The organism is Janthinobacterium aestuarii, assembly GCF_046113285.1.
Taxonomy (GTDB): Bacteria; Pseudomonadota; Gammaproteobacteria; order Burkholderiales; family Burkholderiaceae_D; genus Janthinobacterium.
In genome coordinates, this window is sequence record NZ_CP142524.1 from 6,143,038 (window position 1) to 6,164,037 (window position 21,000).

Below are 21,000 nucleotides of genomic sequence, written 5' to 3' on the forward strand. Positions count from 1 at the left end.
CGCTCCATTGTTAACACAAAAAGAAAGCTGTCCGCACAAGCGGTACAGCTATTTATTATGTTTTGGAAAAAAATGAAGAGGTTGACAGAAATCATCTAAGGCGACTTTTGCATCGCGTCAGACAGCCGCCAGCCGCGCCGCCCTATCCCCCCACCATGCCGCCTCCTCGAACACGGAAAAGCCCGACAAATCCGCATGCGCGAACAGGATGGCGCCGTCGTGTTCGCGCAAGGCCTTCAAGCCCGCGTTGCTGCGAAAGCCCGGCAAGGGCGCCGCCATGGCGTGACCGCGCACGGTGATGTCGACGCGCTCTACGCTGCTGGCAAAATCGCGCCCATACGCCGTCTTTAAATCGACGCTGGCCAGCGCCAGCAGTTCTTCGGGGCTGGCCACATCTAACCATTTGCGCGCTTGCTGCGGCGTGCGGTCGGACAGGGCCACGTAGGCGCTGAAGACGGTTTTCTCGGGCGGGCGCACGCGGATGTCCTGGTGGGTCGAGACGACGTAGCCGAGGCCCGGTTCCTGGTACACCACGTTGTCCCAGCACAGGGGCGCATGCGGCAGTTCGTCGGGAAAGCGTTTCAGTAAAAAATTCGCCACCAGCCACGGCGCATACGCGGGCGTATCGCGTTTCGCGTCGAAGCCATAGTCGGCGATGTTCTTCACCACGCGCGCCGCCACGTACAGCGGCATGGCGCAGATGGCCTTGCGCGCCTTGACCAGGTAGGTGCGCGGCTGGCCGTCGACCAGTTCCAGGCACAGCGCTTCCACGCCGTTGGCCGTCGTCGTGAGGGAAACCACCGTGCCCGCGTGGCGCCGGACCTTGGACGCCTGTTCCATGGCCGTGGCGACCGGTTGCATGCCGCCCGGCCAGGTCAGCCAGGCGCCATTGCCCGCATTGGCGGCCTGGCCCCAGCGGCTGCAGTAGTAATGCAGGCCGGCCCAGGCCGAGACCTGGTCGTAGCGCGTGCCGTAATCGTCGCGGCAGCAGTAATTCAGATACCAGTGCAGGGTGGGCGAGGTATAGCCTTCGCGCTCCATCCACTGCTTCAAGGTGATGGTGTCGAGCGCCTGCCAGGCCGGATCTTGCGACGACGCCACGGTAGGAAAGACGAAGACGCGCTTGCCATCGTTGCCATGCGCCTGGCGCAAACGCCGCACCTCGGCAAAGAAGCGTTCATGCTGCGCCAGTTCCGCAGGCGGCACGCCTTCGGTGGGAATGAAGCCGTCCTGCCAGTGGCCGTTGAACAGCAATCGCTCTTCCGGAGCGTGCAGGATGTAGCGCTCGTCGTAATATGGCTTTTCCGCCTGCGGATCGCGCTGGATAATCCCCAGGTCGAACAGGATCTCTCGCACATGGGTCGATTCGGGCGACGGCAACGGCAGGTAATGGCCACCGGTCGGATAGGCCAGGTCGCCGAAGTGGCCGCCGGCCGCGTTGCCATACGGCTGCGGGCCATCGATCATGAGAAAATCCCTGTGCCCCAGCTTGTTCAAACGCCAGGCGGCCGTCAGGCCCGCGATGCCGGAGCCGAGGATGGCCACGTCGGTCGTCAAGGTGCGTGCAGGCGGCGGCAGCGCCGTGCCCTCGCGCAGCAGCTTGCGCAAATAATGCCCCTCGCTGCGGCCCGGATACAGCACCTTGGGCGTGATTTCCTGCCAGCGCAGATACGCGGCGATGCTGCCGATGCCGGCCGCCGCCGCCGCGGTGCCGCCGGCGGCCCACAGCATGAAGGAGCGGCGCTGCATCAGCGGATCACCCGGTTCCAGTCCTGCTCGAATTCATGCACGAGCGACTGGGTATTCAAGCGGTTCGGCGCCATGGGCAGCGGCTGCATGTCGGGCGGGAAGATGAACATCTCGCGCGTGGTGTCCGCATTCAGGTAGCGCATCGGCAGGCGGTATTGCGTCGGCGGTGCGTAGTCGAGCTGGGGCGAGGCAAGGATAAAACCCCATTCACCGAACGAGGGCACGTAGGCGTGGTAGGGCCAGGTGCGCATGCCCACTTCGCGCAGGGTCGAATTGATGGTCCAGTAGGCGTGCGGGGCAAAGAACGGCGACGTCGATTGCACCACCATCAAGCCCTTGGCCGCCAGGTGCTTTTTCACCAGGTCGTAGAACGGCACCGAATACAGTTTGCCGAGCGCGAAGCTGGACGGATCGGGGAAATCGACGATGGCCGCGTCGAACATGTCGCCGTTGTTGCGCAGCCAGACGGCGGCATCGGCATTGACGACGGTGACGCGCTTGTCCGAGAACGCGTTGTTATTTAACTTTGCCAGTTCCGGGCGCGTGGTAAACGCGGCCGTCATGGCAGGATCGAGGTCGACCACGGTGACGTGTTCGATCTGTGGATAACGGAGGATTTCGCGCAGCGCCAGGCCATCGCCGCCGCCCAGCACCAGCACGCGGCGCGCCCACGGCAGCGCTTCGAGCACGGGGTGCACCAGCGCCTCGTGGTAGCGGTACTCGTCGCGCGAGGAAAACTGCAGATTGCCGTTGATGTAGAGCCGCGTATCGTCCTTCCAGCGCGTGATCACCAGGCGCTGGTAAGGCGTCGTGGTGGAATACACGATCTGGTCGCCGAACAGGCCGTGCTCGCCCCAGGCCACCATGCGGTCGGACATGGCAAAGCCGGCGACCAGCACCAGCATCACGGCGCAGGCGCGCAGGAAGCGCCCCGTGAGGTTCTTCAGCTCCGCGCGGAACACGTAAATCGTCCACAGGCCCACGCCCACGTTGAGCATGCCGAACAAAAAGCCCGTGCGCACCAGGCCCAGGTAGGGCGACAGCACCAGCGGAAACAGCAGGGAGACGGCCAGCGCCCCCAGGTAATCGAAGGTGAGCACGCGGCTGACCAGCTCGGAAAACTCCGTCTGGCGCGAGTTCAGGGCGCGCATCACCAGCGGCACTTCCATGCCGACCAGTGCGCCGATCAGGAACACCATCACATACAATAAGGTGCGAAATGGCGCGGCCATCCACGAGAACGTCATGAACAGGATGGCGGCCGACAAGCCGCCGATCAGGCCCACGGCCAGCTCGATGTCGACGAAGCGCGAGAGCACGTCGTCGTCCCGCACATACTTGGAAAAGTGGGCGCCCACCCCCATGGCAAACAGGTAGCAGCCGATGATGGTGGAAAACTGCAGGATGGAATCGCCGAGCAGGTAGCTGGACATGGCGCCGGCGATCAGTTCATACGCGAGGCCGCAGGAGGCGACCACGAAGACGGACAAAATCAGAATCTTTTTGTTCATTGGACTTTTTTTTGTTCTAATATGCGTTGACGTTATCAAATACTCATTGCGAGGAAAGCCGTGCCCGCCATCCTAAACTATCTGATCCATCTTATACTGGCCGCCGCGCTGCTGATTGCCTTTTTTATCATCTACACGCGCGTCACGCCGTATAACGAAGTGCTGCTGATCCGACAGGGCAACCAGGCGGCGGCCCTGTCGCTGGGCGGCGCGCTGCTGGGCTTTTCCGCCACCATCGCCTCGTCCCTGATGCACACGGCCAACTACCAGCAATTCTTCGCCTGGGCCTTCGGTGCCATGGTGGTGCAATTGCTCGCCTATGTGGTCACCACGCGCCTGCTGCGCATGTCGAAGGATCAGATCGAATCGAACAACAGCGCCTTCGGCGGCCTGCTGGGCGCCATTTCGCTGTCGATCGGCGCCATCAACGCCGCCTGCATTTCCTGACACCGCTTTATCTTATTCAAGGACATCCATCATGAGCCTCGGCAGCTTTATCAAGAAGCAGTTTATCGACGTACTGCAGTGGAACGAAGAGACGGAAGGCGTGCTGGCCTGGCGCTTCCCCATGCAGGATTTCGAGATCCAGAACGGCGCCATCCTGAATGTGCGCGAATCGCAGGTCGCCGTCTTCGTCAATGAAGGCAAGATCGCCGACGTCTTCGGTCCCGGCACGCACAAGCTGACGACGCAGACCTTGCCGCTGCTGACCAACCTGAAAAACTGGGACAAGCTGTTCGATTCGCCGTTCAAGTCGGACGTGTATTACTTCAGCACGCGCGTGCAGACCGGCCGCAAGTGGGGCACGCCGCAGCCGATCACCATCCGCGACAAGGATTTCGACATGATCCGCGTGCGCGCCTTCGGCATGTATTCGTACCGCATCGCCGACGCCCGCACCTTCTTCACCGAGATCAGCGGCACGCGCGAAGTCTATACGCGCGACGAGGTGGAAGATCAGTTGCGCGGCATTCTGATGTCGAGCATGGCCAGCTCGCTGGGCGGCGCGAATGTCCCCTTCCTCGACATGGCGGCCAACCAGGCGCTGATGGCGCAAGAGGTCAAGGATGGCCTGGCGCAGGCGTTTGCCCGCTACGGCGTGGGCCTCGATGAATTCAACGTGGCCAGCATCAGCCTGCCCGAGGAATTGCAGGCGGCGCTCGACGAACGTATTTCCGCCGGCATGAAGGGCGGCCTGGGCGCTGACAAGATGAGCGGCTACACCAAATTCCAGGTGGCCAACGCGATCCCGCTGGCGGCGCAGAACGAAGGCGGCATGGCCGGCATCGGCGCCGGTCTCGGCGCCGGACTGTCGATCGGCCAGGTGATGGCGCAAAGCATGGGCGGTGCGCTGCAGCAGCCCGCCCCGGCACCCGCTCCGGCGGCTCCACCTGCCGAGGAACCGATCGAGGCGCGCCTGGAAAAACTCAAGGGTTTACTGGACAAGGGGCTCATCTCGCCGGCCGACTACGATGGCGCCAAGGCTGAACTGCTGAAAAAACTGATCGGCTGATTAGGGCGAAATACGACTGCATGCAAACTGTTTCCTGTCCCAGCTGCGGCGCGGAAGTGCATTTCCGCTCGCACGCTTCCGTGCTCGCCGTGTGCGAGTACTGCCACAGCACCATCCTCAAGGACGCCGATTCCGTCAGGGACGTGGGCAAGATGTCGGCCGTCCTGGAAGACTATTCGCCGATCCAGATCGGCACGGCCGGCGTACACGACGGCGTGCACTTCACCGTCGTCGGGCGCATCCAGCAGCGCTACAGCGCCGGCACGTGGAACGAGTGGTATCTGCTGTTCGACGACGCCAGCACGGCGTGGCTGGGCGACTCGTCCGGCCTGTACACGCTGACGCGCGAGCGCGGCACGCAGGATGCCCTGCCCGCCTTTGGCGAGCTGGCGCCGGGCAGGCGCTACACGATCTGCGGCGAACCGTACACGGCCGCCGAGATCCGCAGCGCCGAATGCATCGCCGGCCAGGGCGAGCTGCCCTTCAAGGTGGGCGCCGGCTGGCGCATCCAGGTGGCGGACTTCCGCAACTACGCGAGCTTCGTCACGCTCGACTACACGGATGGCCCGCAACCGGTCGTCTACCAGGGCGTCGCCGTCACCCTGGACAGTTTGCAATGCCAGCTGCTGCGCGACGACGAGGCCATCGCCAAAAGCGCCGGCAAGTACCGCGGCAAGCTCGATGCGCTCGACTGCCCCTCCTGCGGCAGCGGCATCCAGTACGTCCCTGGCGCCGCGGCGCAGCTCGTGTGTCCCGCCTGCCATGCGCAGCTCGATGCCAGCGGCCCGGAAGCGCAGGTGCTGGCCATCGGCAAGCAGGTGCACGAGAACGCCGACATCACGCTGGAACTGGGCGCCAGCGCGAAGATCAGCAATGTGGATTTCACGGTGATCGGCATGATGCGCCGCGCCGACGACGAGGGCAGCGAGTGGAACGAATACCTGTTGTACAACGCGCGCGCCGGCTTCTTCTGGCTGGTGGAGACGGACGAGGGCTGGTCGCGCTCGAACGTGCTGCCGAACTGGCCCAGCTGGGCCTCGCTGGACGCCGCCAGCTGCACGCTCGATGGCGCCACCTACCGCAAACTGTATGACTACGGCTCGCAGGTCGTGTATGCGGCCGGCGCCTTCAACTGGAAGGTGGCCGTCGGCGACAGCACGCGCGTCTATGAATTCGAGCAGGGACAGACCAAGCTGGCGGCGGAACTCACGGGCGAGGAAATGACCTGGTCGCGCTCCGTGCCCGTCGCCTACGACCAGATGGCCGCCTGGTTCGGCGCCGCCTTCCATGGCGCCATCAAAACGACGAATATCCAGCTCAGTCACCGCGGCATCGCCAAGGTCTTCATCGTCATCGTGCTGGTCTTGAATGCGATCCCCATGTTCGTGTCGTTCTCCAGCACCTTGATGTGGAGTTTGCTGGGCTGCCTGGCGCTGTTCCTGCCCGCCGCTTTTCTCGACAAGAATGCAAAGAATCCCCATGAGTAAATACGTGATCTACGCCCTGATGGTGACGTTTTCCGTCACGGCCGCCAACTGGGTGCGCATGTTCAAGGTGGCCGGCAGCGGCAGCAGCGGCGGCAGCAGCTGGAGTTCGCGCACGGGCGGCGGCGGCGGCAGCTATGGCGGCGGCTCCAGCGGCGGCAGCCACAAATAAGCATGGCGTCCGCACCGCATCTCCCCCTGGGCATCCATCTGCTGGCCGACCTGTCGGGCATCGCACCGGAACGCCTGCGCGACTGCGCCGCGCTCGAGCGCCTGCTGCGCGAGGCGGCCATCGCGGCCGGTGCGCAAGTACTGCACGGCCATTTCCACAGCTTTGGCCCGGGCCAGGGCGTCACGGGCGTGCTGCTGCTGGCCGAGTCGCACATCTCGCTGCATACCTGGCCCGAAGTGGGCTTTGCCGCCGTCGACATCTTCATGTGCGGCGCGGCCCGGCCGCAGCTGGCGCTGGACATCATCCAGACGGCGCTGCAACCGGCGCATTGCCAGCTGCAGTCCGTGCGGCGCGCCCCGCCCGGATAGGCCTGGCGTCGCTGGTGGATCGCGCGGGGATCGCTTACACTGTCGGCTGATCCCCCAACCGTGACTCCCATGCGCCGTTCCGCCCTCCTTGCCCTGCCCCTGCTGCTGCTGGTTTCCGCCTGCGATGACTACACGGCGCCCAGCCTGTACCAGGCCACCACGCCCGAGTGCAAGACGTGGACGGATGGCTCGCGTTTCGAACTGCCGCGCGGTATCAGCATCTACGCCACGCCGCCTGTCACCTTGAAGGAAGGCGGCACGGAGCTGGCGCTGATTTTTACCTTGCCCGTCGGCACCCAAGCCAGTTTTACGCGCCTGTCCTTCCTGCTGGAAGAACCGAAAAAGCCGCCTTTCGCGGAAGCCAAGATACTCACCATTTACCAGCGCGGCATGAACCAGAAGGCGGAGATCGTCGACGTCATCGAGCAGCTGCCCATCATGTTTGCCGCCGTCGGCAACAGCAAGGAAACCCAGTGGCGCTTGCGCCTGCAACTGCCGCGCCAGCTGCCGCAGCGCTTTGATCTGTCCATGCCCGACATGCTCGTCGGCGGCAAGCGCTACCCGGTACGCACGTTTACGTACCGCTATTTCCCCGAACGCCAGGCATACGGCATGTGCAGCTGAGCCACACCGTCCATTGACGGCAGTGCGTGCCGCTGGCACACTGGCGTTTTCCATCACACAACAGGAGTAGACAACATGCGCCATTCGGATACTGCCGTGCTGTCGGCTGCCTGATCACTGTTTTCCCCTGCTAAGCATTTTTTAGCTCGCCATTCCCATACGCGTGATCGCGTAGCCGACTTCCCCTTCTTTCGTGCCAGTCATCGCGACTGGCGGTGCCTGCACGCGCAGGCTACACGTCCGCACGCGGACGACAGAATTTGGAATCACGCTACCATGATCGCATTCGATTTTGCGCAACTACGCCTTATCGGGCTGCAGCAGGCTATCGCCGGCGCGGCCACCCAACTCGACTTATCTTCCCCCGCCGCGCAGCTGATGCGCGTGAGCGCCGTGCACCGCGACAGCATCGGCGTGCACGACGGCAGCCTGGAACAGCCAGCGCAGATCCTGCCGCGCCTGCTGCACGCGCTGCTGGAACACGACACCATCCTTGCTGTCGGCGACTGGATCGCCGCCGAACCCGATCTTCACGGCGCGCTGTGGATAACGGCGCACTTATCCCCAGTCACGCAGATCGCGCGGCGCGGCAATGACGGCCGGCGCCAGGTGCTGGCCAGCAATGTCGACACGGCCCTGCTGGTGATGGGACTCGATGAGGATTTTAATCCGCGCCGCCTGGAGCGTTACCTGGCCATCGTGCTGGCGGCCCAGGTCAGCCCCGTGGTGGTGCTGAGCAAGGCCGACGTGGCCGACGACGTGCCGGGCAAGCTGGCGCTGCTGAAACAGCGCCTGCCGCCCCACGTCCCGCTGTTCGCCATCGATACACGCCATGCGTATGACGTGGCCATCCTGGAACCCTGGCTGGGTGCCGGCCAGACCCTGGTACTGCTCGGCTCATCGGGCGCGGGCAAGTCCAGCCTGACCAATACCTTGTGCGCGGCGGATCAAGCGACCAACGGCGTGCGCCATGGCGACGGCCGCGGCCGGCACACGACAACGGCCCGCTCGCTGCACCTGTGTGCGGATGGCGCCTGCATCATCGACACGCCGGGCTTGCGCAGCTGGCGCGCCGATGCCGATGCGCAGACCCTGGCGGCCACGTTCGACGACATCGCGGCGCTTGCCGCAACGTGCCAGTTCCGCGATTGCCAGCATGCCAGCGAACCCGGTTGCCAGGTGCGTGGCGCCGTCGACGGGGACCGCCTGCGCAATTATCACAAGCTGCTGCGCGACGCGCGCCGCAGCGAGGAGACGCCGCTCGAGCGCATTGCCGCGCGCGCCAAGTGGAAGACGATCTTGAAAGCGGGGCTGGAAAGGGGAAAGAACAAGCGCCGCTAGTTTTTACTGAAATCCGTTTGCTGAAAAAAAAGGCAGCCCGCAGGCTGCCTTTTTGTATTACTGCATGCGAGCAAATTAATGCTTGCGCAGCTTCTGGATCGCTGCCAGCTGCGCAATCGCGCTGGCCAGCTCGGCTTGCGCTTGCGCGTAGTCGATGCCCGAATCCTTGTTGTGGATATTTTCTTCCGCCAACTTCTTCGCTTCCAGCGCTTTCGCTTCGTCGAGGTCGTGACCGCGGATCGCGGTATCGGCCAGGACGGTCACGGTATCCGGTTGCACTTCCAGCAGGCCGCCGGCAACGAAGACGAACTCTTCTTCAGCCTGGCCGACTACCTTGATGCGGACCGCGCCCGGACGGATGCGGGTAATCAAAGGCGTGTGGCGTGGGTAGATACCCAGCTCGCCCTGTTCACCCGGCAACGCGACGAATTCTGCTTCGCCTGAAAAAATCAGTTCTTCAGCGGAAACCACGTCAACGTGAATTGTGTGTGCCATGTGTGTCCTATCGGGTTGAAGAACCCCGCCGTCTAACGGGCGGGGTTAGGCCCAGACTTAACTTAGTTAAGTTTCTTGGCTTTTTCGATTGCTTCTTCGATCGTGCCGACCATGTAGAACGCTTGTTCCGGCAGGTGATCGAGTTCGCCCGAAGCGATCATTTTGAAGCCCTTGATCGTGTCTTTGAGCGAAACGTATTTACCAGGCGCGCCGGTAAAGACTTCAGCGACGTGGAAAGGCTGCGACAGGAAACGCTGCATCTTACGTGCACGGGCAACCAGCAGTTTGTCTTCCGGTGCCAGCTCGTCCATACCCAGAATCGCGATAATGTCGCGCAATTCCTTGTAGCGTTGCAGGGTCGTTTGCACGGCACGCGCGGTGTCATAGTGCTCTTGACCAACGATCAACGGATCGAGCTGACGCGAGGTCGAATCCAGCGGGTCCACGGCTGGGTAGATACCCAGGGAAGCGATGTCACGCGACAGCGCAACGGTCGAATCCAAGTGAGCAAACGTGGTAGCAGGCGACGGATCGGTGTAATCATCGGCTGGAACGTAGACGGCCTGGATCGAGGTGATCGAACCGGTCTTGGTCGACGTGATACGCTCTTGCAGACGGCCCATTTCTTCCGCCAGGGTCGGTTGGTAACCCACAGCCGACGGCATACGGCCCAGCAGTGCCGACACTTCGGTACCGGCCAGCGTAAAGCGGTAGATGTTGTCGACGAAGAACAGAACGTCCTTGCCTTCATCACGGAACGATTCAGCGATCGTCAGGCCGGTCAGCGCGACGCGCAGACGGTTACCTGGCGGTTCATTCATCTGACCGTAGACCATCGCCACTTTGGAGTTCTCTGGGTTTTCCAGATCGACCACTTTCGCGTCAGCCATCTCGTGGTAGAAGTCGTTACCTTCACGGGTACGCTCACCGACGCCGGCGAACACGGACACGCCGCTGTGCGCTTTAGCGATGTTGTTAATCAGTTCCATCATGTTCACGGTCTTGCCTACGCCAGCGCCGCCGAACAGACCAACTTTACCGCCTTTTGCAAACGGGCACACCAGGTCGATCACCTTGATGCCGGTTTCCAGCAGTTCTTGCGATGGCGACAGTTCGTCGTATGCAGGAGCGGTGCGGTGGATCGACGCGATCTGCTCGTGCGACACGGGGCCGCATTCGTCGATCGGGTTGCCCAGCACGTCCATGATGCGACCCAGGGTTGCTTTACCGACTGGCACCATGATAGGTTTGCCGGTGTTCTGGATCATCATGCCGCGACGCAGGCCATCGGACGAGCCGAGTGCAATGGTACGGACAATGCCGTCGCCCAACTGCTGTTGTACTTCCAGGGTCAGTTCCGAGCCTGCCATCTTCAAGGCATCAAATACCTTAGGCATCGCGTTGCGGGGAAACTCAACGTCCACCACAGCGCCGATACACTGAACGATTTTGCCATCAGCCATGTTCGTTCCTTCAATATAGTTAAATTCGTTTAAACCGCAGCCGCACCGGCGACGATTTCGGAGAGTTCTTTGGTAATCGCAGCTTGGCGGGTCTTGTTGTAGATCAGCTTCAATTCGCCGATCACACTACCCGCGTTGTCGCTTGCAGCTTTCATCGCGACCATCCGTGCCGATTGCTCGGACGCCAGATTCTCCGCGACTGCCTGGTACACCAGCGCTTCTACATAGCGCTCCAGCAATTCGTCGATGATGCTTTGTGCATCCGGCTCGTAGATGTAATCCCACGAGTGTGCGCTCTTGTCGGCGACCATTTTGTCAGCCGTCAACGGCAGCAACTGTTCGACCACTGGTTCCTGCTTCATCGTGTTGATGAATTTGGTGTAGCACAGGTACACTGCGTCGAGCTTGCCAGCCTGGAATTCTTCGAGCATGACCTTGACAGGTCCGATCAATTTATCCAGGTGCGGCGTATCACCGGTTTGAATGGCAGAGGCGACGATCTTGACGCCGATGCGATTCAAAAAACCCAAACCCTTGTTACCGATGGCAACTGCTTCAATCCGGTTGCCAGCTGCTTCCAGCTCGCGCGACTTCGACGTCACCTGGCGCAGGATGTTGGTGTTCATGCCGCCGCACAGACCTTTGTCGGTCGTGACAACGATGAAACCCACTGCCTTCGCTTGCGTACCCTGGGCAACTGCCAGGAACGGGTGCGTGTATTCCGGATTGGCGTTCGCCAGATTGGCGGCGATATTCCGAATCTTGTCACTGTAGGGACGGGCGGCCCGCATCCGGTCTTGCGCCTTGCGCATTTTGGACGCGGCGACCATTTCCATCGCCTTGGTGATCTTCTTCGTATTCTCTACGCTCTTGATCTTGCCTCGTATCTCTTTGCTTGATGCCATGAGTCCTTACTCCTTCTGCGCGTAGGGCGGCGCCTCACTCGAGGCGGGCGCCGCCTGGCCGCTTAATATGCGCCGGATTTCTTGAAATCAGCAATGGCCGCCGACAGAGTTGCTTCGCTGTCTTTGTCTAGTTGCTTGGTTTCTTCGATCTTGGCCAGCAGAGCAGCTTGCTTGGTCTTCATGTAAGCGTGGACACCAGCTTCGAACGACAGCACTTGCTTGACTGGCACGTCGTCCATGAAGCCTTTGTTCACCGAGAACAGCGATACGGCCATCAGCGAGATCGACAGTGGCGAGTACTGGGCTTGCTTGAGCAATTCCGTTACGCGGGCACCGCGGTCCAGCTGCTTGCGGGTCGATTCATCGAGGTCCGAAGCGAACTGCGCAAACGCGGCCAGTTCACGGTACTGCGCCAAGTCGGTACGGATACCGCCGGACAGGTTTTTGATGACCTTGGTCTGGGCGGCGCCACCGACGCGCGATACGGAAATACCGGCGTTAATCGCAGGACGGATACCGGCGTTGAACAGCGAGGTTTCCAGGAAGATCTGACCGTCGGTAATCGAAATCACGTTGGTTGGAACGAATGCGGACACGTCGCCAGCTTGCGTTTCAATGATCGGCAGTGCCGTCAGGGAACCGGTCTTGCCTTTGACGGCGCCGTCGGTGAACTTCTCGACGTAGTCGGCGTTCACGCGTGCTGCGCGTTCCAGCAGGCGGCTGTGCAGGTAGAACACGTCGCCTGGGTACGCTTCGCGACCTGGTGGACGGCGCAGCAGCAGCGAGATTTGACGGTATGCAACAGCTTGTTTGGACAGATCATCGTAGACGATCAGTGCATCTTCACCGCGGTCACGGAAGTATTCGCCCATGGCGCAACCGGAGTACGGCGAGATGTATTGCATGGCGGCCGATTCCGAAGCGGAAGCGGCGACAACGATGGTGTACTCCATCGCGCCGTGCTGTTCCAGCGAGCGCACGATGTTCTTGATCGACGAGGCTTTTTGGCCAATCGCGACGTAGATACATTTCATGCCCTGGCCTTTTTGATTGATGATCGCATCAATCGCCACGGCCGACTTGCCGGTTTGACGGTCGCCGATGATCAGTTCGCGCTGGCCGCGGCCAACGGGAACCATCGCATCGATCGACTTCAGGCCGGTTTGCATTGGTTGCGAAACGGATTCACGGGCGATCACGCCCGGGGCGATTTTTTCAATCGCGGCCGTCAGTTTGGTCTCGATGGCGCCTTTGCCGTCGATCGGCTGGCCCAGCGCGTTGACAACGCGGCCGAGCAGCTCAGGACCGACTGGCACTTCCAGAATGCGGCCGGTGCATTTCACCGTGTCGCCTTCGGAGATGTGCTCGTAGGCACCCAGAATCACGGAACCGACGGAGTCGCGTTCCAGATTCATTGCCAGGCCAAACGTGTTGCCTGGGAATTCCAGCATCTCGCCTTGCATCACGTCCGACAAACCGTGGATGCGGCAGATACCGTCGGCGACGGAAATAACCGTGCCTTGATTACGCACTTCAGCGCCGCCGTCAAGACCTTGGATCCGGCTCTTGATCAACTCGCTGATTTCAGATGGGTTGAGTTGCATACTAACTCCTAAAAGTGTTTCTCTCAGCTTGCGCGAGGGGTAAGGGTCTGTCTAAGCTGGCCTGCCGAAGCGCGTGTCTTACGACACCAGTGCAGCGTGCAGTTGCTGCAGCTTGGCGCGCACCGAGGTATCGAGCACTTGGTCGCCAACAACCACGCGCACGCCGCCGAGCAGCGATGGATCCACTGTGACGGCAGGGTTGAGCTTACGACTGAATTTCTTTTCCAGCGTTGCGACCAGCTCGGCCGTTTGGCCTTCGCTCAGATCGAAAGCGCTCGTGATCTCGGCGTCAGCCGCACCTTCCAGGCCATTTTTCAAGGCATGGAATTGCGCGCCGATTTCCGGCAGCAGGCTGATGCGGCCATTTTCGATCAACATCGTGACGAAGTTTTTCACTTCCTCATTGAGCGGCGATTTCAACAACGACAGGATGGTGGCGGCGACGTCGCTTTCCGAAACCTTCGGATTGCGCGCGTACGCCTGTACCTCGGGGTGGCTACCGATCTGTGCCAGTTCGGACACCAGCTCGGACCACGCCGCGAGGTTGCTTGACTCCTTACCAGCTTGGGCTACGCGGAACAAAGCTTCCGCGTAGGGACGGGCGACGGTTGCGAGTTCTGCCATGATTACAGCTCGACAGCAAGACGCTGCAACATTTCGGCGTGAGCCGTAGCGTTGACTTCACGCTTCAGGATCTGCTCGGCACCCTTGACAGCCAGGTCAGCCACCTGAGCGCGCAATTGTTCGCGTGCTTTCGACAGTTGCTGTTCGGCGTCCGACTGGGCTTGCGCAATGATACGCGCAGCTTCAGCTTGTGCATTTTGCTTGATCTCTTCAGCAACCAGCTGCGCGCGCTTTTCAGCGTCCGCAACGCGTTGCGACGCTTCTTCACGTGCACTGTTCAATGCCTCTTGCGCACGCTTTTCAGCGACTGCCATCGAAGCCTGACCTTGATCGGCCGCAGCCAATCCATCCGCGATTCGTTTGGCACGCTCATCCAGCGCGTTGTTCAGCGCTGGAAATACGAACTTCATCGAGAACCAGACCAACACCGCGAAGGTGATCATCTGGCCGATGAGCGACATATTGATGTCCATACCTTTGCTCCTAACTAAAAGTTTCTCCTAGGGTTGGAGCGAATTACTGAGCAACAGCCGTCAGAGCGGACAGGAACGGGTTAGCGAACGTGTACAGCAGAGCAACACCAACGCCGATCATCGAGATAGCATCCAGCAGACCAGCGATAACGAACAGTTTGGTTTGCAGTTGTGGCATCAGTTCTGGTTGACGTGCCGAAGCTTCCAGGAATTTGCCACCCAAGATAGCGAAGCCCAGAGCGGTGCCGATTGCGGCCAGGCCGATGATGATTGCTGCTGCCAGAACGGTCATGCTTTGTACTTGTGCGATCAGAGCTTGCATAAAATTCTCCTAAATTTAAAAACGAAAGATACTAAAAAAACAAAATATAAAGTTAATGATTAATGTTTCTCAACCGCGAGGCTCAGATACACAACCGTCAACGCCATAAACACAAAAGCTTGCAAAGTTACAATCAAGATATGGAAAATTGCCCATGGACCACCCAACGCCCACTGTGCCCACCAAGGCAACAACGCGATCAAGATGAAAATCAGTTCGCCGGCATACATATTGCCGAACAGTCGCAGCGACAGGGAGATCAGTTTTGCAACCAGCTCAACCATTTGCAGCAAGAAATTGACAGGTGCCAGGGCGATCGTGCCGATCAGGCCGCTCGCGTGGAACGGTGCCGTGAACAGTTCCTTGATCCAGCCGCCCAGGCCCTTGGCCTTGATCGAGAAGGCGATCACGCACAGCACGACGGACAGCGACATGGCGAAGGTGTGGTTGACGTCGGCGGTCGGCACGGCGCGCAGTTTATGCACGCCAAACCAGCTCAGGATCTTCGGCAACAGGTCAACCGGCAGGAAGTCCATCGCGTTCAACAACCAGACCCACACAAAAATAGTGATGGCCAGCGGCGCGATGACCTTGCTTTTCGCGTGGAAGGCCCCATTAATAGTGTCATTGACGATTTCCATGACCATTTCGACGAAGTTTTGCAACTTGCCAGGGACACCAGCCGTCGCGCGGCGCGACGCCATATAGAAAACAGCCAGGAAAACAAAGCCCAGAATGGCCGAAATCCAGAACGTATCCAGATTGATCATGCCGTCGGCACTTCTCAGGTGGGCCAGATGGTGACTGATGTATTCTGTGGCGTTGGCCGGGGCAGCATGGCCCGCTTCAATAGCGTGTTCTGTGGTCATAATGAATTTAGATTTGTCGTTTCAGAGCTCAACAGGCCCCAAAACCAATGATTAAACAGCGAGCAATGAAAACCAGTATGCTAAGGTTGCCACCGCGAAACCCAAGATCAGCCATAACCAGGCGGCCGACTGAAACAACACCAGTGCCAATATAAACAGCACCGCTGTGATAAATATTTTCACCACTTCTGCGCGCAAATGCGCCCGGAATGCCTTATTGGCGTCGCTAGAACCGCGAACCACCAACAGGGCATACACCAGGCTACCGATGACTGCGATAGCGCCGCCGTATGCGGCGGACCAGCCTCTGACACTGCCACCGAAAAACAGGGTGACCGTGGCAAAACTGATAGCGATTGCTAGCTGCAATGCAACTACTTTGTAGACTGGCTTGGCAATACTTTGTTGTGAATCACTCAATTGCCAAGTTCCCAGAAAAATCTACACACGCAAAGACACGGGATTATAGTTGGCTTTGATCTATAGAGTCAAACGTTGGTGCACCGCAGCAGGGCAATTGCTGCGTGAAACTGACGCTTTACCGACTATTCGCCGCCATTTGCACCACTATATGGCAAAGTCGCTTGTCTGGCCGCTTCCAGCCGTGTTATCAAGGAATCACGTGGTGCATCCGGAAAGCATGGCCGGATCGGCCACACCCGCATGGCCCTGTCTTTGCAGCTTGCTATTTAACCACGCAAACGTGTCAACAAGCCATCGAGCACGTCAAGATCGGCAAAATCGATGACCAATTGGCCACGGCCTTTGTTGCCCATTTTGAACACCACGGGCGTAGCCAGCGCATCGGACAGCTCTTCTTCCAGGCGCGCGATATCGCCGGACTTTTCCTTTTGCCGCGGCTCGACCGGGTTGGCCGCTTCCTCGACCGTGCGGGTGACGAGCTTTTCCGTTTCGCGCACCGACAGGCGCTTGGCCACGACCTGGTTCGCCAGGGTGATCTGGCTGGCCGCATCGACGGCCAGCAGCGCGCGCGCATGGCCCATGTCGATATCGCCGGCCATCAGCATGGTTTGCACGGGACTGGCCAGGTTCATCAAGCGCAACAGGTTCGACACGGCGCTGCGCGAGCGTCCCAGCGCAGTGGCCGCTTGCTCATGCGTAAAACTGAAGTCGGCGATCAGGCGGTGGATGCCCTGCGCCTCTTCCAAAGGATTGAGGTCTTCGCGCTGGATGTTCTCGATCAGCGCCATGGCGGCGGCGGCCAGGTCGTCCACATCGCGCACCAGCACCGGCACTTCCGTCAAACCGGCCAGCTGCGAGGCGCGGAAGCGGCGTTCGCCCGCGATGATTTCATATTTGACAAGTCCGCTCAGGGTATCCTGCCCGATGGGACGCACCAGGATCGGCTGCATCAAGCCCTGCGCCTTGATCGAGGCGGCCAGTTCATTCAAGGCGCCCTCGTCCATGCGCGTGCGCGGCTGGTACTTGCCGGCTTGCATTTGTGATACGGGCAAGTTCGACGGTTGTGTCGTGTCCGGACTGGCAAAATCGCCGCCGCCGCCCAACAGGGCGTCGAGTCCGCGACCCAGTCCTTTTAATTTTTTCGTAGCCATGCTGTCCTAATCGTGTTTTCAGAGTAAGCGCTTACATCAAATCGTGCAGGCGCCCGCCTCTTGTTTACATATGTTTGATGCGCTCGACCATCTCGGCGCCGAAGGCGATATACGCCTGGGCACCTTTCGAGCTGGGGTCGAAGGTCACGCCGGGCAAGCCGTACGACGGCGCTTCGGCCAGGCGCACGTTGCGCGGGATGATGGTATTGAAGACCTTGTCGCCGAAGTGCTGTTCCAGCTGCGCCGACACTTGTTGCGATAATGTCATGCGCGGATCGAACATCACGCGCAGCAAGCCGATGATCTTCAAATCCGGGTTCAGGTTCGCATGCACCTTCTTGATGGTGTTGACCAGGTCGGACAAGCCTTCCAGCGCGTAGTACTCGCACTGCATCGGGATGATCACGCCATGCGCGGCGCACAGGCCATTCAGGGTCAGCATCGACAATGCCGGTGGGCAATCCACCAGGATGAAATCGTATTCGCCGTCCACTTCGGCCAGCGCATCCTTCAGGCGGCGCTCGCGGTTGTCGAGTTCGACCATCTCCACTTCGGCACCGGCCAGCTCTCGGTTCGACGGCAAGACATCGAAGCGCCCCGCTTCCGAACGCTGGCGTGCCGTCTTGACATCGGACTCGCCCAGCATCACTTCATAGGTCGACGCCTTCAGGCCAGCCTTGTTGATGCCGGCGCCCATGGTCGCATTGCCCTGCGGGTCGAGGTCGACCAGCAGCACGCGCTGGTTCAACTTGGCCAGACCGGCGGAGAGATTGACGCTCGTTGTGGTTTTACCAACACCACCCTTTTGATTTGCTACACAAAAAATTTTGGCCATGTATCTTCTAGTTGTAAAGAGATGCAAACTTCATCGTGCGCCCCGGCATCTGGCCGAAACGATTTATACTGTTTATTTTATTTATACGATATAAATCGTTTATACGGTTTATATTATTTATACCGTATAAACTGTTTATATGATTTATACCGTTCAATTCCTAGGCCTTTAAACTCTTGCTATAAAGACCAGATGACGCTCTGCATTTAGCCCTGGCACCTGGATCGCTCGTAATTCCGTCACTTTCCAGTCTGCCGGCAGTCGCTCTCTCTCGTCTGGCGGTGCCACCCCTTTCAAGGCGATGAATTGCCCGTCCTCGGCCAGCACGTGGTGCGACCAGTTGACGAAGTCGGACAGGTCGGCAAAGGCGCGCGAGGTGATCACGTCGAATTTCTGCGCCACTTCCAGCTGTTCCACCCGTTTCGTGTACACGGTGACGTTGGTCAGCCCCAGTTCCGCCTTCACTTGCGTCAAAAATGCCGTCTTTTTATGCACGGTGTCGATCATCGACACCTTCACATCGGGCCGCGCGATGGCCAGGACCATGCCCGGCAAGCCGCCGCCGGCGCCCACGTCGAGCACATGCTTTGCATCCGCGAACGCCGGCACGGCGGCCAGCGAATCGAGCACGTGCAAGGTCAGCATCTGCATCGGATCGCGCACCGACGTCAGGTTGTACACGCTGTTCCATTTGGCCAGCAAGGCCAGGTAATCGAGCAGTTTTTCCGTCTGATCCGCGCTCAGGTCGAGCCCCAGCGCGGCGATGCCTTCATTCAAAATCTGGGCCAATGCGGCCCGGTCAAACTGCTTCATTCAACAACCTCGTCCTTTAAAGTGGTGGTCTGTATTTCGGCTTGCCCTGCGCCAAAACCGCGCTTTTTCAGATGCACCAGCAGCAGCGAAATCGCCGCCGGCGTCACGCCCGATATGCGCGATGCCTGGCCCAGGGTTTCAGGGCGCTGCTTGTCGAGTTTTTGCCGCACTTCGACCGACAGCGCGCCGATATCGAGGTAATTGAAACCTTCCGGCAAGGCCAGGTTTTCGTAGTGTTCATGGCGCTCGATTTCCTTGCTCTGGCGCTCGATGTAGCCCGCATATTTGAGCTGGATTTCCACCTGCTCGCGCACGGCGGGGTCTTCCACGCCGGGGCCGGCCAGGACCTGGCCTTCCATGCCCGTCATGCTCATCAGGGTGTCGTAGGCCACGTTCGGGCGGCGCAGCAGGTCCGCCAGCGAGTACTCGCGCTCGATGGCCTGGCCGACGATGCGTTCCGATTCGGCGGCCGCCAGGATGCGCGGATTGACCCACGTGGAACGCAGGCGTTCGAGCTCGCGCGCCACCGCTTCGCGCTTGGTCTCGAACGCTTGCCATTGGGCGTCGCCCACGCAGCCCAGCGCGCGGCCGATTTCCGTCAGGCGCATGTCGGCATTGTCTTCGCGCAGGCTCAAACGGTACTCGGCACGGCTGGTGAACATGCGGTACGGTTCCTGCACGCCCTGGGTGATCAAATCGTCGACCAGCACGCCCAGATAGGCCTCGGAGCGGCCCGGTACCCAGGCTTCCTTGTCCTGCGTCAGCAAGGCCGCATTCAGGCCCGCCAGCATGCCTTGCGCGGCAGCTTCCTCGTAGCCCGTGGTGCCGTTGATCTGGCCGGCGAAGAACAGGCCCGCGACGGCCTTCGTTTCCAGCGACGCCTTCAAGCCGCGCGGGTCGAAATAATCGTATTCGATGGCATAGCCGGGGCGCAGGATATGGGCGTTTTCCATGCCCTTCATCGACTGCACCAGGGCGATCTGCACGTCGAACGGCAAGCTCGTGGAGATGCCGTTCGGATAGAACTCATGCGTCGTCAAGCCTTCCGGCTCGAGGAAGATCTGGTGCGATTCCTTGCCCGAGAAGCGGTGGATCTTGTCTTCGATCGAGGGGCAGTAACGCGGGCCCACGCCTTCGATGACGCCCGTGTACATGGGGCTGCGGTCCAGGCCGGCGCGGATGATGTCGTGCGTCTGGCTATTCGTGTGCGTGACCCAGCATGGCACCTGGCGCGGGTGCATGGCCGTGTTGCCCATCACCGAAAACACCGGCACGGGATCGAGGTCGCCCGCCTGTTCTTGCATCACGGAAAAGTCGATCGTGCGGCCATCGATGCGCGGCGGCGTGCCCGTTTTCAAACGGCCTTGCGGCAGTTTCAGCTCTTTCAGGCGGGCCGACAAGGAGATGGCGGGCGGATCGCCGGCGCGGCCGGCCGAATAGTTATTCAAGCCCACGTGGATCTTGCCGTCGAGGAAAGTACCGGCCGTCAGCACGACGGCGCGCGCGAGAAACTTCAAGCCGATCTGCGTCACGGCGCCGACGACCCGGTCGCCTTCGACGATCAGGTCATCGACCGCTTGCTGGAACAGCCACAGGTTAGGCTGGTTTTCCAGGCGCGTGCGGATGGCGGCCTTGTACAAAATACGGTCGGCCTGGGCGCGCGTGGCGCGCACTGCCGGGCCTTTCGAGGAATTCAGGATACGAAACTGGATGCCGGATTCGTCGGTGGCAATCGCCATCGCGCCGCCCATGGCATCGACTTCCTTGACCAGGTGGCCCTTGCCGATGCCACCGATGGAGGGGTTGCACGACATCTGGCCCAGTGTCTCAATATTATGCGTGAGCAATAGCGTCTTCTGCCCCATGCGGGCGGAAGCGAGGGCCGCCTCGGTACCGGCGTGACCACCACCGACAACGATGACGTCGAATTCTGTAGGAAATAACATGATAAATAGGTAACAGTGCAAGTAAAAATGCGGGAAGAGAGCTCCGATTATAGAGTCTTTTTGCGAACGCAACCTTCCACGGGCCAATTTTTGCTTAATTTTTACTCAGCGAGGGCAAGTCGACAGCGATTTTTGTTTCACGTGGAACACGCAGCGGTGCCAGGACAGGCCCGCGCCGCGCTGCGGGGTCCGGCAATGTTTGCTACAATTGCCTCATCGTTCGCCCCGTGCTCACGCCAGTGGCCAGCGCGACGATCATCCAGGAGGACGGCCTCCCCCATCATGGGAACACACCGGGACGGCCCGCTCTGTATA

Annotated in this window: 22 protein-coding genes; 7 read left to right on the forward strand and 15 right to left on the reverse strand. The window is 60.3% G+C overall.

Annotated elements, in window-relative coordinates; translation table 11 throughout:
* Nucleotides 1-117: 117 nt before the first annotated feature.
* Nucleotides 118-1,749, reverse strand: a complete 1,632-nt coding sequence (locus OX462_RS27685) for an NAD(P)-binding protein (RefSeq protein WP_070218938.1) — start codon at nucleotides 1,747-1,749, stop codon at nucleotides 118-120.
* Nucleotides 1,749-3,260 (reverse strand): polyamine aminopropyltransferase, encoded by a 1,512-nt coding sequence (locus OX462_RS27690; RefSeq protein ID WP_070218937.1) that lies wholly within the window; start codon nucleotides 3,258-3,260, stop codon nucleotides 1,749-1,751. Before OX462_RS27690 ends, OX462_RS27685 begins: the two co-directional genes overlap by 1 nt.
* A gap of 60 nt (nucleotides 3,261-3,320) precedes the next feature.
* Here OX462_RS27690 and OX462_RS27695 point away from each other — a divergent pair, with 60 nt between their 5' ends.
* The 7 genes from OX462_RS27695 to rsgA all read left to right on the forward strand — a co-directional run bounded on the left by OX462_RS27695 (nucleotide 3,321) and on the right by rsgA (nucleotide 8,762).
* Entirely contained in the window at nucleotides 3,321-3,707 is a 387-nt protein-coding gene (locus OX462_RS27695; protein ID WP_070218936.1) for a DUF350 domain-containing protein, read from the forward strand.
* Between the two features lie 31 nt (nucleotides 3,708-3,738).
* Nucleotides 3,739-4,773 carry an SPFH domain-containing protein gene (locus OX462_RS27700; protein WP_070218935.1) on the forward strand — a complete coding sequence of 345 codons (1,035 nt, stop codon included), beginning with the start codon at nucleotides 3,739-3,741 and terminating at the stop codon, nucleotides 4,771-4,773.
* Nucleotides 4,774-4,793: 20 nt separating this feature from the next.
* A complete protein-coding gene (locus OX462_RS27705; protein WP_070218934.1) occupies nucleotides 4,794-6,260 on the forward strand; it encodes a DUF4178 domain-containing protein in 1,467 nt (488 codons plus the stop codon).
* Nucleotides 6,253-6,429 carry a hypothetical protein gene (locus OX462_RS27710; RefSeq protein ID WP_157792409.1) on the forward strand — a complete coding sequence of 59 codons (177 nt, stop codon included), beginning with the start codon at nucleotides 6,253-6,255 and terminating at the stop codon, nucleotides 6,427-6,429. Before OX462_RS27705 ends, OX462_RS27710 begins: the two co-directional genes overlap by 8 nt.
* Nucleotides 6,430-6,431: 2 nt before the next feature.
* Nucleotides 6,432-6,797: an adenosylmethionine decarboxylase gene (gene speD, locus OX462_RS27715; protein WP_409027475.1), complete on the forward strand. Its 366-nt coding sequence runs from the start codon at nucleotides 6,432-6,434 to the stop codon at nucleotides 6,795-6,797.
* 69 nt (nucleotides 6,798-6,866) lie between these two features.
* A complete protein-coding gene (locus OX462_RS27720) occupies nucleotides 6,867-7,421 on the forward strand; it encodes a hypothetical protein (protein WP_070218932.1) in 555 nt (184 codons plus the stop codon).
* 276 nt (nucleotides 7,422-7,697) lie between these two features.
* The gene (rsgA, locus tag OX462_RS27725; RefSeq protein ID WP_409027476.1) at nucleotides 7,698-8,762 is read left to right on the forward strand and encodes a ribosome small subunit-dependent GTPase A; all 1,065 of its coding nucleotides are present in this window, start codon (nucleotides 7,698-7,700) and stop codon (nucleotides 8,760-8,762) included.
* A 75-nt stretch (nucleotides 8,763-8,837) separates the two neighbouring features.
* Here the strand turns inward: rsgA and OX462_RS27730 are convergent, their stop codons facing one another.
* From OX462_RS27730 to mnmG, 13 genes are all read right to left on the reverse strand, one after another.
* Nucleotides 8,838-9,257: a F0F1 ATP synthase subunit epsilon gene (locus OX462_RS27730; RefSeq protein WP_065307860.1), complete on the reverse strand. Its 420-nt coding sequence runs from the start codon at nucleotides 9,255-9,257 to the stop codon at nucleotides 8,838-8,840.
* A gap of 62 nt (nucleotides 9,258-9,319) precedes the next feature.
* Entirely contained in the window at nucleotides 9,320-10,720 is a 1,401-nt protein-coding gene (atpD, locus tag OX462_RS27735) for a F0F1 ATP synthase subunit beta (RefSeq protein ID WP_034752705.1), read from the reverse strand.
* Nucleotides 10,721-10,749: 29 nt separating this feature from the next.
* The gene (atpG, locus tag OX462_RS27740; protein ID WP_070218929.1) at nucleotides 10,750-11,625 is read right to left on the reverse strand and encodes a F0F1 ATP synthase subunit gamma; all 876 of its coding nucleotides are present in this window, start codon (nucleotides 11,623-11,625) and stop codon (nucleotides 10,750-10,752) included.
* Between the two features lie 62 nt (nucleotides 11,626-11,687).
* Complete coding sequence (gene atpA, locus OX462_RS27745) at nucleotides 11,688-13,229, reverse strand: F0F1 ATP synthase subunit alpha (protein ID WP_034752701.1); 1,542 nt, start codon at nucleotides 13,227-13,229, stop codon at nucleotides 11,688-11,690.
* Nucleotides 13,230-13,307: 78 nt separating this feature from the next.
* A complete protein-coding gene (locus OX462_RS27750; protein ID WP_034752699.1) occupies nucleotides 13,308-13,853 on the reverse strand; it encodes a F0F1 ATP synthase subunit delta in 546 nt (181 codons plus the stop codon).
* A 2-nt stretch (nucleotides 13,854-13,855) separates the two neighbouring features.
* The gene (locus tag OX462_RS27755; protein ID WP_034752697.1) at nucleotides 13,856-14,326 is read right to left on the reverse strand and encodes a F0F1 ATP synthase subunit B; all 471 of its coding nucleotides are present in this window, start codon (nucleotides 14,324-14,326) and stop codon (nucleotides 13,856-13,858) included.
* A gap of 43 nt (nucleotides 14,327-14,369) precedes the next feature.
* Nucleotides 14,370-14,648: a F0F1 ATP synthase subunit C gene (gene atpE, locus OX462_RS27760; protein ID WP_034752695.1), complete on the reverse strand. Its 279-nt coding sequence runs from the start codon at nucleotides 14,646-14,648 to the stop codon at nucleotides 14,370-14,372.
* Nucleotides 14,649-14,707: 59 nt separating this feature from the next.
* On the reverse strand, nucleotides 14,708-15,517 hold the full coding sequence (gene atpB, locus OX462_RS27765) for a F0F1 ATP synthase subunit A (RefSeq protein ID WP_046681851.1): 810 nt from the start codon (nucleotides 15,515-15,517) through the stop codon (nucleotides 14,708-14,710).
* Nucleotides 15,518-15,568: 51 nt separating this feature from the next.
* Entirely contained in the window at nucleotides 15,569-15,937 is a 369-nt protein-coding gene (locus OX462_RS27770; RefSeq protein ID WP_034752692.1) for an ATP synthase subunit I, read from the reverse strand.
* Nucleotides 15,938-16,206: 269 nt separating this feature from the next.
* Nucleotides 16,207-17,091 (reverse strand): ParB/RepB/Spo0J family partition protein, encoded by an 885-nt coding sequence (locus OX462_RS27775; protein ID WP_409027477.1) that lies wholly within the window; start codon nucleotides 17,089-17,091, stop codon nucleotides 16,207-16,209.
* A 64-nt stretch (nucleotides 17,092-17,155) separates the two neighbouring features.
* Complete coding sequence (locus OX462_RS27780) at nucleotides 17,156-17,926, reverse strand: ParA family protein (protein WP_034752687.1); 771 nt, start codon at nucleotides 17,924-17,926, stop codon at nucleotides 17,156-17,158.
* Nucleotides 17,927-18,094: 168 nt separating this feature from the next.
* Complete coding sequence (gene rsmG, locus OX462_RS27785) at nucleotides 18,095-18,739, reverse strand: 16S rRNA (guanine(527)-N(7))-methyltransferase RsmG (protein WP_409027478.1); 645 nt, start codon at nucleotides 18,737-18,739, stop codon at nucleotides 18,095-18,097.
* Nucleotides 18,736-20,685 carry a tRNA uridine-5-carboxymethylaminomethyl(34) synthesis enzyme MnmG gene (mnmG, locus tag OX462_RS27790; RefSeq protein WP_409027479.1) on the reverse strand — a complete coding sequence of 650 codons (1,950 nt, stop codon included), beginning with the start codon at nucleotides 20,683-20,685 and terminating at the stop codon, nucleotides 18,736-18,738. Before mnmG ends, rsmG begins: the two co-directional genes overlap by 4 nt.
* Between the last annotated feature and the right edge of the window lie 315 nt (nucleotides 20,686-21,000).